The organism is Massilia sp. CT11-108 (genome assembly GCF_047302915.1).
In the GTDB taxonomy this organism is placed as follows: Bacteria; Pseudomonadota; Gammaproteobacteria; order Burkholderiales; family Burkholderiaceae_D; genus Telluria; species Telluria orientalis.
This window is the reverse complement of record NZ_JBKYMO010000133.1, coordinates 1-12,612: the sequence shown is the minus strand read 5'-3', so window position 1 is coordinate 12,612 and position 12,612 is coordinate 1. Positions and strand designations below refer to the sequence as shown.

The 12,612-nt window shown below is 64.8% G+C and carries 14 protein-coding genes and 1 pseudogene; 8 read left to right on the top strand and 7 right to left on the bottom strand.

Annotation, left to right across the window (positions count from 1 at the left end; genetic code table 11):
* The coding region (locus ACEN88_RS13090) for a diacylglycerol/lipid kinase family protein (protein ID WP_413340168.1) at window positions 1-486 on the bottom strand (486 nt) is incomplete at its 3' end.
* Entirely contained in the window at window positions 483-1,247 is a 765-nt protein-coding gene (locus tag ACEN88_RS13085) for a phosphatase PAP2 family protein (protein WP_413340167.1), read from the bottom strand. The genes ACEN88_RS13085 and ACEN88_RS13090, both read right to left, overlap by 4 nt.
* Before the next feature lie 164 nt (window positions 1,248-1,411).
* Here ACEN88_RS13085 and ACEN88_RS13080 point away from each other — a divergent pair, with 164 nt between their 5' ends.
* The 3 genes and pseudogenes from ACEN88_RS13080 to ACEN88_RS13070 all read left to right on the top strand — a co-directional run.
* A complete protein-coding gene (locus ACEN88_RS13080) occupies window positions 1,412-1,624 on the top strand; it encodes a hypothetical protein (RefSeq protein ID WP_160408475.1) in 213 nt (70 codons plus the stop codon).
* 111 nt (window positions 1,625-1,735) lie between these two features.
* Entirely contained in the window at window positions 1,736-2,788 is a 1,053-nt protein-coding gene (locus ACEN88_RS13075; protein WP_413340165.1) for an RNA-guided endonuclease InsQ/TnpB family protein, read from the top strand.
* A gap of 150 nt (window positions 2,789-2,938) precedes the next feature.
* A pseudogene (locus ACEN88_RS13070) lies at window positions 2,939-3,227 on the top strand (sulfate transporter subunit); the annotation flags it as partial.
* A 123-nt stretch (window positions 3,228-3,350) separates the two neighbouring features.
* On the opposite strand, the gene ACEN88_RS13065 reads toward ACEN88_RS13070, so the two are convergent.
* Together ACEN88_RS13065 and ACEN88_RS13060 are read right to left on the bottom strand one after the other, a co-directional pair.
* A complete protein-coding gene (locus ACEN88_RS13065; RefSeq protein WP_413340163.1) occupies window positions 3,351-4,478 on the bottom strand; it encodes an NADH:flavin oxidoreductase in 1,128 nt (375 codons plus the stop codon).
* Window positions 4,468-4,872, bottom strand: coding sequence for a RidA family protein (locus tag ACEN88_RS13060; RefSeq protein ID WP_413340161.1), 405 nt, complete (start codon window positions 4,870-4,872; stop codon window positions 4,468-4,470). Before ACEN88_RS13060 ends, ACEN88_RS13065 begins: the two co-directional genes overlap by 11 nt.
* A 109-nt stretch (window positions 4,873-4,981) precedes the next feature.
* On the opposite strand from ACEN88_RS13060, the gene ACEN88_RS13055 reads away from it, so the two are divergent.
* The 3 genes from ACEN88_RS13055 to ACEN88_RS13045 all read left to right on the top strand — a co-directional run bounded on the left by ACEN88_RS13055 (window position 4,982) and on the right by ACEN88_RS13045 (window position 8,156).
* On the top strand, window positions 4,982-5,905 hold the full coding sequence (locus ACEN88_RS13055; protein WP_413340159.1) for a LysR substrate-binding domain-containing protein: 924 nt from the start codon (window positions 4,982-4,984) through the stop codon (window positions 5,903-5,905).
* Between the two features lie 148 nt (window positions 5,906-6,053).
* Window positions 6,054-7,112, top strand: a complete 1,059-nt coding sequence (locus ACEN88_RS13050; RefSeq protein ID WP_413340157.1) for an SDR family oxidoreductase — start codon at window positions 6,054-6,056, stop codon at window positions 7,110-7,112.
* 9 nt (window positions 7,113-7,121) lie between these two features.
* Window positions 7,122-8,156 (top strand): SDR family oxidoreductase, encoded by a 1,035-nt coding sequence (locus tag ACEN88_RS13045; RefSeq protein ID WP_413340156.1) that lies wholly within the window; start codon window positions 7,122-7,124, stop codon window positions 8,154-8,156.
* Window positions 8,157-8,238: 82 nt separating this feature from the next.
* Here the strand turns inward: ACEN88_RS13045 and ACEN88_RS13040 are convergent, their stop codons facing one another.
* The gene (locus ACEN88_RS13040) at window positions 8,239-8,676 is read right to left on the bottom strand and encodes a hypothetical protein (RefSeq protein WP_413340154.1); all 438 of its coding nucleotides are present in this window, start codon (window positions 8,674-8,676) and stop codon (window positions 8,239-8,241) included.
* A 90-nt stretch (window positions 8,677-8,766) separates the two neighbouring features.
* The gene (locus ACEN88_RS13035) at window positions 8,767-9,774 is read right to left on the bottom strand and encodes a porin (protein WP_413340152.1); all 1,008 of its coding nucleotides are present in this window, start codon (window positions 9,772-9,774) and stop codon (window positions 8,767-8,769) included.
* 289 nt (window positions 9,775-10,063) lie between these two features.
* Here ACEN88_RS13035 and ACEN88_RS13030 point away from each other — a divergent pair, with 289 nt between their 5' ends.
* Window positions 10,064-11,293, top strand: a complete 1,230-nt coding sequence (locus ACEN88_RS13030; RefSeq protein WP_413340150.1) for an alpha-amylase family glycosyl hydrolase — start codon at window positions 10,064-10,066, stop codon at window positions 11,291-11,293.
* Window positions 11,294-11,301: 8 nt separating this feature from the next.
* Here ACEN88_RS13030 and ACEN88_RS13025 read toward each other — a convergent pair whose 3' ends face one another.
* Entirely contained in the window at window positions 11,302-12,033 is a 732-nt protein-coding gene (locus tag ACEN88_RS13025; RefSeq protein ID WP_371762958.1) for a helix-turn-helix domain-containing protein, read from the bottom strand.
* Between the two features lie 131 nt (window positions 12,034-12,164).
* Here ACEN88_RS13025 and ACEN88_RS13020 point away from each other — a divergent pair.
* Window positions 12,165-12,612: amidase family protein (locus tag ACEN88_RS13020; RefSeq protein ID WP_413340148.1), on the top strand; the 448-nt coding region annotated here is incomplete at its 3' end.

Sequence of the window (12,612 nt, the reverse complement as noted above, 5' to 3'; positions counted from 1 at the left end):
CGCCTCGGCCGGCCACTTGCCGCGGCCGAGGCGGCGCTGCTGTTTTTCGCGGTCGCGCACGATGTCCGGGTACAGGCCGAGGCTGGAATTGTTCAGGAAGATGCGGCCGTTCACCTCGCCCACGTCGACCTGCACGGGCCGCCCCGTCGCGAGGTTGCGCACGGCCGCGCCGAGGTCGAGCGGAATGCCGAGGTCCTTGGCGAAGTGGTTGAGCGTGCCCAGCGGCAGCACGCCGAACGGCACGCCGGAATCGACCATCACGGAGGCCACGGCATTGATGGTGCCGTCGCCCCCACCGGCCGCGACCAGGCGCGCGCCCTGCTCCAACGCGCGCCGTGCCGCACCGATCATCTGGTCGCCGCCGTCTGCTCGCACGAGCTCGGCGTCCAGCCCCGCGTCGGTTAGTTGCGTTCTCAGCGCATCGCACGCGGCCTCGTCGTGGCCGGTGCCGGCGCCCGCGTTGACGATCACGGTCACGGGATTCATTGCAGGTCCTCCGCCGCAGCGGCGCGATGCGCGCGCTCGCTCCACGACGTTTGCCCCCGCGCCAGCCGGCGCCGGTGCAGGGTCGACACGGCCGTGATGCAGATCGCGAGCCAGGCCGCCCCCTCTGCCGCCGCGGCCAGCACGTCGGACAGGTAGTGCACGCCCAGGTACATGCGCGACAGCGCGACGAGCATCACCATCACGACGGCGCCGAGCATGACCAGCGCGCGCGCGCGCCACGTCCGCACCCGCCGCACGAGGTAGCACGCGAGCAGGCCGTAGAACACGGTGGCAGCCGCCGTGTGGCCGCTGGGGAAGCTGTACGTCATCAGGCTCAGCAGCGGATCGTCGAAGCTGGGGCGGGTGCGCCGGAACACGTGCTTCAGCGCGACGTTCAGCAGCATGCCGCCCGGCACGGCGACGAGGCAGACGATCAGCCAGTAATGCGCATGGCGGCGCCAGAACCACAGCGCCAGCAGCACGGCCATGATGCTCGATCCGGCGATGCCGTTCCAGTGCGTGACGACCAGCATGGCGCGCGTGAAGCCTTGTGTGGCGCGCTCGTGGAACCAGTGCGCGAGCTGGACATCGACGAGCGTGATGGTGTCGCCGGTGACGACGTCCTCGGCGATCTCGCCGAAGATCCAGGCCGCCAGCACCAGCAGCGCGAGGCCGGCGGTGAGGTGCAGGCCCATCTGCCCTTCGGGCGACAGGCGGGCGGCGATGAAGCGGCGCAGGCGTGATGGAGCGGTGTTCAGCATACCGCTCCAGATGGGGCGAATTGGCGAAAAAGCCACACAAAAATGCAACAACTGTTTTTTTGTACAGTACCTGTAGATTTATACAGTAGTTGTGCTATTCTGTGCCTACTCGAGCAAGACAACTTGCCAACGCTAACGCAACCTAACTCGATAAAGGGATCGTCATGTCGACTCTGAACAGCTCCTTCGGCCTTGAATATGCTCCGACGCCTTTCCTCGTGCGCCTTGGTCGCCGCGAGATCCTGGTAACGCGCGACTTCCGCAAGCGCTTCTACCCGGTCAACCCGATCATCGAGTGCGATACCGGCGTCGAGCCGGGCCACGTGGAAGTGCTGCTGCTGCGCCGTTGGCTGCTCATCCTGTCCAAAGCGCATTAAGTTCATCAGGTTCTCCGAGGAAACCCCGTCTTTCAGGGCGGGGAAGAAAGAAGACGATTGCGCGTCAATCGATGCCTTTCGGTTGCTAAAAACGCTGCATATAATCGGAGCATGATTCTGGTTTATCGTTACCGGGTGAAATCCCTGAACGGGCTGCTTGACAGGCAGTCGCGTGCGTGTAACGTCGTCTGGAATTACTGCAACGATCGGCAAAAGGATGCGCTGCGTTTCGGCCGCCCCTGGCTTTCGGGCTTTGACCTGAACAAGCTGACGACCGGCAGCAGCAAGGAACTGGGCCTGCATTCCGGGACCGTGAATGCGGTCTGCGAACAGTATGCAAGATCGCGTTCGCAAAAGAAGCGACCTTATCTTCGCTATCGCGGCAAGCGTTCCTTGGGCTGGGTGCCGATCAAGGGACGGGAACTGAAGCGGGAAGGTGATGCGTTTCGCTTCGCAGGCAATACTTTTCGCGTCTTTAACAGCCGGCCGCTGCCCGAAGGGAAGATCAAGGACGGCACCAACTTTTCGCGTGACACGCGAGGGAACTGGTACCTGAATATCGTGATCGATGTGGTCACGCCCGATATCCATGCCCGCCAACCGTTGCGCGGTGTCGGTATCGACCTTGGACTGAAAGACTTCGCGACGCTTTCCACCGGCGAAAAGATTGAAGCGCAGCGTATCTATCGTGGTGCCGAGCAAGCGCTCGCGCTGGCGCAGCGCGCCCACAAGAAGCGGCGCGTCAGGGCGATCCACGCAAAGATAGCGAACCGTCGCAACGACTTTCTGCACAAGCTCTCGGACCGCATTGTCCGGCAATTCGACTATATCGCGGTCGGCAATGTGGCGGCCGCCAGACTTGCCAGGACCAGCATGGCCAAGTCTGTACTTGATGCTGGCTGGTCGCGCTTCCGACATCAACTGGCGTCCAAGGCTGTTAAGCATGGCGCGTGGTTCGAGGAAGTCGACGAAAGCTTTACTTCCCAAGTCTGTTCGAATTGTGGCGCCATGCCCGATTCGCGGCCGAAAGGTATCGCAGACCTTGGAATAAGAGAGTGGCAGTGTAATGTTTGCGGTTGTGCACATGATCGCGATATCAATGCTGCGATAAACATTCTCCGTCGCGGACGTGCGACGCTGGCTGCAGGAATCCCCGTCCTTTAAGGTGGGGAGGACGTCAAAAGCTTCATCGTTTTCTTTCGCTGGGCAGGCACCTACCTTACGGCGCTGCTTATAGACACTCAACCGAAAGAAAACGATGTGCAATAAAAAGTCGCCTCCGCGTTCGCCACTGTTTTCGCCGTTGCGTTCTTCGTGGCCGCTGCGCTAGGCTCGTCCGCCGCAAGGGCGACGAACATCACCCTGCAGAACGTGTCCTACGACCCGACGCGCGAGTTGTACCAGGACCGTAATGCCGCGTTCGCGCGGCAGTACCAGGTCAAGACGGGCGACGACGTGACGGTCAGGCAGTCGCATGGCGCCTCCGGCAAGCAAGCGCATTCCGTGATCGGCAGACTGCAGGCCGACCTCGTCACGCTGGGCCCTCGCGTACGACATCGATGCTATCAGCGAACGCGGCCTTATCGCGCACAACTGGCAACAGGGCCGAGCAGTACACGGTGCAATTCCCGGCGATCAAGCTATGCACGATCGGCGAACTCGCCGTCGGCTGAACGAAAGCGCACAAGACCCATGTCGCGGACGGCGGCCTGTTCGACCAGATCTATTAGCCGGGCCGCAGGTACTCCGCCTGCGTACGCCACCGGACCGCGTTCGCGAGATCCGCGAGCGGCGACAGGATGGCCGGATCGAATGATGCGAGCGTGGCGCCGTCCCTGACGCGCCGCGGCCAGTCCGCCTGGGCCAGCGCGCCGCGGCCGAGCGACACGACGTCCGCCTCGCCCCGCTCGACCATGCCCATGGCCTGCGCCGGATCTTGCAGCGAACCGTTGGCGATGACCGGCTTGCCGCCGTGGCGCTTCGCCAGTGCGGCCAGGCTCGGCCCTGTCTCGAAGGCGGGCTTCCATGCTTCGTACTCGGTCACGTGCACGTAGTCGACGTCCAGTCCGCCAACCGTACGGAAGATCGCGGCGGCCTCTTCCTCTCCTCCCCAGCGATGCGTGAAATCGTTGACCTTCGCCTGCGACAGGCGCACGCCGACGACGTAGTTCGTCCCCACCGCGGCCCGCACCGCGTCGACGACTTCCACGAGCAAACGCAACCTACCGTCGAGGCCGCCGCCGTAGCGGTCGTCACGCAGATTGATGCCTTCCGACAGGAACTGGTCCAGCAAATAACCGTTCGCGCCATGGATCTCGACGCCATCGAACCCCGCTTCACGAGCTCGGAGGGCTGCCCGCGCGAAGCCGGCCACGGCCGTGTCGATATCCTCCGGTGTCATCGCGGCAGGCACGGCGTACTCACCCGTCCCGCGATAGAACGTCATCTGCTTGCCCTTCGGCTGCACGGCCGACGGACCGATGGTGCCCGTCCGGTACGGGTTCCCCTGCGACAGTGCGCCCGCATGCATCAATTGCGCGATCACACGGCGGCCGTGTGATTGCACGCCTGCGACGATGGGTCGCCACGCATCGCGCTGCGCCGCGTTCGCGAGCCCCGGCTGGTGCAGATAACCCTGAGAGTACGCCTCATCCGTGTACAGGCCTTCCGTGATGACGAGGCCGAAGCCGCCGTCCGCGAACTGCGCGTAATAGCCGGCCATGCACGTCGTCGGCACGCCATCGGCGCCCGCACTCACGCGCGTCATCGGCGCGACGGCCAGACGGTTGGGCAACGCCAGCGAACCCAGGGCCAGCGGTTCGAAGAGAATGGCAACGTGACCGTTATCGCGCATCGCCGCCGCCCTCCCTGCGTACGGCCGCGATCGCCTCGATCTCGATCATCGCCCGCGGATCGTAGAGCGCCTTGATCTCGGCAATCGTATCGGCGGGATACGGCGCCGAGAAAAATTTCCTGCGCAGCGCCACGACGTCCTGGAAATGGCCTATGTCGGTCACGAAGATCGTCACCTTGATGACGTCGCGCAGGCTGGATCCGCCTGCTTCCAGCGCGCGCCGCAGGTTGGCAAAAGCCTGCTCGCCCTGGGCGAGGAAGCCGCCGGCGACGATGCGTCCGTCGTCGCCGGCACCGGCCTGGCCGGAGATGAACAGCAAATCGCCGAACCGGATGCCCTGCGACAGCAGATAGGGTTCATACGGATCCGGCTGCGTGATGATACGTTCGAGCATGTCTGCCTCCTGAATTCGAAAAGAAGAACGGGATGAGATCAACTCACCCATGTATGGAATAATCGCCCCCAGCAGCCCTTACGACAAACGATGGTTTTTCACGCATCAGATGACTTCAAATCACCCATTCGGCGAACGGACGACACGCCGGCTGCCACCGCTCTCCTCCCTGCGCGCGTTCGAGGCGGCGGCGCGGCACGGCAGCTTCAAGCGAGCTGCCGATGAGCTCGCCGTGACACCGACGGCGATCAGCCACCGCATCCGCGTCCTCGAAGACTTTACGGGCCTGAGACTGTTCGTACGCCAGGTCAGGCAAGTGACACTGACCGACGCAGGCGCCCAGCTGTACCCCGTGCTGCGGCAAGGTTTCGACGCCATCGAAGCCGTGCTGGCGCGTCTCACGCAGCCGAACCGGAGAGACAGGGTCACGGTGTCGGCGACGCACGCGTTCACCGCGAAGTGGCTCGTACCGCGGGTCGCCCGCTTTCACGCATTGCATTCGGACATCGACCTGCAGCTGCACGCATCCGACGCGACGGTCGACTTCCAGACGCACGGCATCGACATCGCCGTGCGCTACGGCAGCGGCGCGTATCCCGGCCTGACGACCGAGGTCATGTTCGCCGACACGTACGCGCCGGTCGTCAACCCGATGCTGGGCGTCCGCTCGATCGAGGATCTGCAATCCGTGCCGCTCATCCACTTCGACTGGCAAAAAGCGTCCCCGGCCAATCCCACATGGGAAACATGGTTCGCGCGCACGGGTCTCGCATGGCAACCTGCGCGCGGACAACTCCGGTATTCGGACGAAGGCCATGCGATCCAGGCCGCCGTCGCAGGCCAGGGCGTCGCCTTGCTGAGTCTTGCCCTGGTGGCCGAAGAGATCGCGGCGGGCTATCTCGTGCAACCGTTCGGACCGGCCATCCCCGGGTACACATACCACTTGGCAATGCGCGCCGACCCGCCGCCGGGCCCCGCGGCGCTGGCCGTCGCCCACTGGCTGCGCCGCGAGGCGGAGGCTTGCAAACCCTGAACAAGGCGCAATCTTGTAACAAATGACTTGAAATCCGCTGTGCGGCTACGATTGTCGTGTTCAGCAACGAACTCGTAATCACGGAGCCGCACGGATCGCTTGACGCGCACTGCGGCGGCTTTTCTCCAACCTGAGCGAAGGAGCATTCATGTCAGTGCAATTACGCAAGATTAACGAGCAGGTGATGGTCATCACCGGCGCCACGAGCGGCATCGGTCTCACGACGGCCCGTATGGCCGCCGAGCAATGTGCCAAACTGGTACTCGCAGCCCGCAGCGCCGACGCGCTCGACCAGCTGGCGAGCGAACTGCGCCGCACCGGTACGCAAGTCGCGACGGTCGTGGCCGACGTCGGCAACCCAGCCGACGTGGAACGCATCGGCCAGGCCGCGATGGAGCGCTTCGGCCGCATCGACACCTGGGTCAACAACGCCGGCATCTCGATCTTCGGCCGCAACGAAGACGTCTCGCTGGAAGACATGCAGCGGCTGTTCGACACGAATTACTGGGGCGTCGTCCACGGCTCGCTGGAAGCCGTCAAGCACATGAAGACGCGCGGCGGCGGCGCCATCATTAACCTGGGCAGCGAACTGTCCGACGTCTCGATCCCGCTGCAGGGCATCTACGCCGCGTCGAAGCACGCGGTGAAGGCGTTCACGGATTCGCTGCGCGTCGAACTCGACAAGGACAAGGCGCCGATCGCCGTCACGCTCATCAAGCCGGCCGCCGTCGACACGATGTTCGTCGCGCACGCGAAGAACTACATGGATAAGGAACCGACCCTGCCGCCGCCCATCTACGCGCCGGAACTGGTCGCGAAATCGATCCTGTACGCGGCCCAGCATCCGAAGCGCGACGTGTTCGTCGGCGGCGCGGCCAAGGCCTTCTCCGTCGGCAACTTCGCAATGCCCTCGGTGCTCGACCGCATGATGCGCGCGACGATGTTCAAGCAGCAGCAGACCGACATCCCGAGCGCTCCGAACCGCCGCGACGCCCTGCACGCGCCGAACCCGCAGCACGAACTGCGCGAACGCCAGGGCCTCTCGGAACACGTGGTCGAGACGTGTCCGTACACCGCGCTGTCGCTGCGCAAGGGCAAGGTGGTCGGTGTGCTGCTGGGCGCCGGCGCGCTGTTCGCCGCATGGAAGCTGGCGGGCCGTCCGGCCAGCCGCACATGGTCATCGAATCGTCTGCGCCAGGCGCTGTGAGGAGGCAACATGTCGATCAAACTCAAAAAACTGAATGAACAAGTCATGGTGATCACGGGCGCGACGAGCGGCATCGGCCTGGCCACTGCCCGCCTGGTGGCGGAAGGCGGCGCCCATCTCGTGCTGGCCGCGCGCGACGGCGACGCCCTCGACACCCTCGCCCACGAAATGCGCCAGCGCGGCGTGGAAGTGGCGACCGTCACGGCGGACGTCGGCAACCCGGCGGACGTCGCCCGTATCAGCCAGGTGGCGATGGAGCGCTTCGGGCGCGTCGACACGTGGGTCAACAACGCGGGCATCAGCGTCTACGGCCGGAACGAGGACGTCGCGCTGGAAGACATGCGCAAGGTCATGCAAACGAATTTCTGGGGCGTCGTGCACGGCTCGCTGGAAGCCGTCAAGCTCATGAAGGGCCGCGGCGGCGGCGCCCTCATCAACCTGGGCAGCGAAGTGTCGGACCGCTCGGTGCCGCTGCAGGGCACCTATTCGGCGTCCAAACACGCGATCAAGGGTTTCACGGAATCGCTGCGCATGGAGCTGGACAAGGAAGACGCCGGCATCTCGCTCACGGTGATCAAGCCGGCCGCGATCGCGACGCCATTCCCGAACCACGCCAAGAGCTACATGGAACACGAGCCCGACCTGCCGCCGCCGAACTACGCGCCGGAACTGGTGGCGCAGGCCATCGTGCACGCGGCCCAGGTGCCCGAGCGCGACCTGTACGTGGGCGGCCACTCGAAGCTGACGTCGGTGGCGGGCTACCTGATGCCGCGCGCGCTGGACCGCTTCATGAGCCGCACGATGTTCGGCCAGCAGCAATCCGAGCGCCCGAACTCGAGCGCGCGCCGCGACAGCCTGTACGCGCCGGTCGCCGAGCAGGAGCTCCGCCAGCGCAACAATGGCGAGCGTCGGGTCGTCGAGCGGAGTCCGTACACGTCGTTCGAGATGCGGTCGGCATCCACGAAGACCGTGCTGCTCGGCGGAGCGCTGCTGGCGGCGTGGGGACTTGCACGCTTAGGGCGGGCCCCCCGTGCCCGCGCGTAACGCCAACACAACGCCCACCCAACATGAAAACGGGCTGGATGGTCGATGTCATCCAGCCCGCCATCTTTCCGAACGCCGCAGTTTATTTACCCGGCGCCGGCCCCTTCGGCGGCTCGCTGCCGAGGAAGTCGACATCCTCGTCCGTCAGCGGCAGGTTCGGAATCGATTCGATGTGGTCGGTGTCGATGTCGGCACCGTCCCGCGCCAGGATGTCGCGGCCCGCGGCCGCCCGTTCTCCCGTGCCGCCGAAGTCGCTGTCGCTTTCGAAGTTCGGGTCGCCAACGTCGGCGCCCGCGCTGTCGTGCGCGTAGCTCGCTTCGTTGTCTGACGTCGTGCCGGTGTCCAGGTCGATCTTCTGGTCATCGTCCAGGTTCGCGGCAAAGCCGGGGCCGCCGACGACGTCGCTGCCCGTGTCCGAAATATCGCTCGGGCCGAGCGAATCGACGCCGTGGCCCTTGCCCAGGCTGCGGTCGGGTGCTTCCGGAAAGTTATCCGGATCAAGTGTGCTCGTGCCAGTCATGTTGCCTCCAAAATAATGCAAAAATCATGAGGACAGGCTACCTGCTTTTGTCGCGCGACGGCGCAACGCAGGGCAGCCTCGGTGGGAAGGCTAGAACGCGTGGCGCATGCCGACGTTCACGGCCGAGCTGCCGCTCGGGCGGGCGGCGCCGCCGATCAGGATGCCGGTGCCGTTCGTGTTGACGGTGCGCGAGAACGCGGCGTAGAAGTCGGTGCTGCGCGACACGACGTAGCTGGCGCCGATCGCGAACTGGTTCGCGTCGCGGTTGGCCAGGTCGCGGTCGTTCTTGTGGATGAACGAGGCGAGGAAGGTCGTCGAGCGCGTGATGGGAACGGCCACGCCGACGAGGGTGTCGCGGCTGTCGGTCGACGACGTGCTCGCCACGCCCGCGCCGTACGGATTGTCGGGGTTGTACAGCGGCGAGCTGCCCCAGCCGCGGTTGGCGGAATACGCGGCATAGGCCGTGCCCCAGCGCATGCGCAGGTTGGCCGCGATCAGGGAATTCTTGGCATCCATATTGCTGCCGGCCAAATCGTACAAGTGGACCTGGGCGACGTGCCGGTTCTGGTGCGCCGCCCGCAGCGACACCGGGCCGTAGTCGAAGCCGATCGTCATGCCCCAGGCGCGGTCGGCCATGGGATCGCCGCCGAGCGTGTCGATGGTGTACGACGCGCCCGTGCTCAGGTGCTTGAACTGGGTGTTGTAGTAGCGCACGCCGCTGTCGACGGGCATGCCGCTTTGCGTGACGAGATTGCTGGCCTTGCCGGCCGTGCCGGCGTGGAAGGGGTCGCCGACGTCCGGGCGCGCGAGGTATTCGAAGTTGTACTGGTGACCCAGCGTGAAACCGCCGGTGCCGGGATGGACGCCGATGTCGTCGAGACGGCCGTACGTGCGGCGCGGCATCGCGTTCCAGACGGCGGTGCCATTGCTCCTGCTCGGCTGTCCCGTGAAGACGGCGATATCGTGGCCGCCCGGCGTTTCGCCGACGTAGTCCAGTCCCGAGCGCTTGCCGGTGCCGGCAGCGCTTCCCGAATCCTGTGCACATGCGAGCGACGCACATCCGCCCAGCAATACGCACGCAACGAAACCCTTGTTCATGGCGTGTCCCTCTCTACGCCTTAACATTAGCTGTTACACTGCGGTCCTATCTGTCCAATATCGCACAAATCGACTCTCATCTTGTCCCGCGTTGTTGTCAGCATATTCTGACATCTGCATGTCGGCAAGATGACAGCCCGGGAATTCCGCTTTAGAATCGCATCGGCAGGTTTTGTAACTAAACTACAGGAAAATTAGAACGATGAGACAGATACGCCGTACCCTGACTACACTTTTCTTGGCGTTATGCGCGGCCCTGCCCGCGGTCGCCGCGACAGACGCAGCGCCGATGCCGCACGTGAGCTGGTCGCGCAACGCCAATATCTACGAAGTGAACATCCGGCAATACACTCCCGAGGGAACGTTCAAGGCATTTACGCAACACCTGCCCCGTCTGAAAAAGATGGGCGTGGACATCCTGTGGCTGATGCCGATCCAGCCGATCGGCGAAAAGAACCGCAAGGGCACGCTGGGCAGCTATTACGCCGTGCGCGACTACACGGCCGTGAACCCGGAATTCGGCACGCTCGACGACCTCAAGGCACTCGTGAAGCAGGCGCACGGGCTGGGCATGCACGTGATCATCGACTGGGTGGCAAACCACACCGCATTCGACAACCCGTGGACGCAGGAACACAGCGACTGGTATCTGAAGAATGAAAAGGGCGAGATCTATCCCGTCACCTACACGGACGGCGCCGAGCCCGAGTACTGGACCGACGTGACGGGTCTCGACTGGACCAAGCCCGGCCTGTGGAAAGGCATGACGGACGCGATGTTGTACTGGGTGCGCGAAGCGGACATCGACGGCTTCCGCTGCGACGTCGCCGGCAAGGTGCCGACGCCGTTCTGGAACCAGGCGCGCGCCGAACTCGACCGCGTCAAACCCGTGTTCATGCTGGCCGAGGCCGACAAGCCCGACCTGCACGAGCACGCCTTCGACATGACCTACGGCTGGGACACGAAAGACCTGTTCAAAGCCATTGCGAAAGGCAAGGCGGACGCGCGCACGCTGGCAAACTTCCTCGAGCACCCGCCGAAAGCGTTCCCGCCGGGCGCGTATCGGATGCGCTTCACGAGCAACCACGACGAGAATTCCTGGGCCGGCAGCGACGTCGAGCTGTACGGCCCGGCCTTCAAGGCGATGGCCGTGCTGGCCGCCACGTTGCCCGGCATGCCGCTGATCTATGGTGGCCAGGAAGCCGGCCTCGACAAACGCATCGCGTTCTTCGAAAAGGATCCGATCCAGTGGAAAGACTACGGCTACGCGCCCTTCTACACGAAGCTGCTCGCGCTCAAGCACGCCAATCCGGCGCTGTGGAACGGCCAGTACGGCGGTCCCGTGCAGGTGCTGCAGACGGGTAACGACAAGGTGTTCGCGTTCCGCCGCGCGTTGAAGGGCAACAGCGTGCAGGTGACAGTCAACGTGTCGAACGAGGTGCAGCGTTTCAGCGTGCCGGGGGGCAAGCAGCAGACGCTGGCGGCGTGGGATTACCGCATCGACGCGCGCGGCAAGTAATCAGCGACTCAGCGGCGCAGCGCGGTGAAGCCGGCCGGCTCCCACTCGCGCAGCGCCAGCAACAGCCCGCTGCCCCGCCGCTTGGGCAGCGGCGACGCGAGGCTTTCCTCGTGCAGTTCGGCGAAGCGCGCACGTAGCCGGCGCAGTTCCACCTGCATGGACGCAAGCGCGCTCTCCGTCAGCATCCCGTGCGTGAAGGCGAGCGTCTCGTCGGACCGGTCGAAGCGGCCGTCGAGGAAATCGGCCAGGCCCTGCGTGCGGAAGTACTGGCGGATGGGGCCGTCGGGCAGCCAGTCGAAATCGCGCGCGACGTTCAGGCGGATGCGGTTGCCGGGCATCAGCGCGATCAGGTGCAGGCGGTCGAGGTGCAGCAGTTTTTGCAGGCACTCGGCTTCCGTGAGGCGGTAGACGGCGAGGATGTCCGCCAGCGTCCAGTGATTCAGCGCGCACGCGGCCACGAGCAGCAGCTTCGTATCGGACACGAGCTCCTTTTCCTGTTCGGCACTCAAGGTGTGCAGGCGGGTGCCGGAGAGCGCGGCCTCCTGCGCGAGCTCGGCCAGTGTAAAACCCAGCATGTTGCTGATCTCGACGAGGCGGTCGACACCGAGCGTGTCCGACGTCAGCAGCCGCTTGACGCTCGCCTCCGACAGGCCCAGCGCCCCGGCCACGTCGCGATACGTCTTGCCTTGCAGCTTAAGTTGGCGCTTGATCGTGCTGATGATTTGCGTGACTTCGGACATGGTCGCGGATTCCGATACGAAGGTCTAGAGGATGGCCTCGGATTCCTGCGATCGTAGCACGCCCGGCCTTGCGGCAACAATTCCTTCATGACAAGATGGCCGGCTGGCCAGCACGACATGAAAGAGACACGATGAATCACGCCGACTACCTGGCCCACGACGCCACCGCTCTCGCCGCCCGCGTGGCCGCCGGCGACGTCACGCCCGCCGCACTACTCGACCTCGCCCTCGCGCAACACGCACGCGTGCACGGCCGCGTGAATGCCGTCGTGCGGCTGATGGAGCGCGAGGCGCGGGCCCGGGTCGCGGGACCGTTGACCGGCCCGCTGGCGGGCGTCCCCTTCCTCATCAAGGACGGCGTGCAGGACTATGCGGGCATCCCGACGACCTACGGCAGCCGCAGCATGACGAACAACGTGCCGACGCGCCACGCCCACGTCGTGCAACGCTATCTCGACGCGGGCCTCGTCATCTTCGGCAAGACGAACTTGCCCAAATTCGCGACGCGCGGCGTCACCGATCCGGTGCTGTACGGCCGCACGAACAACCCGTGGGATTTGTCGCGCACGCCGGGCGGAT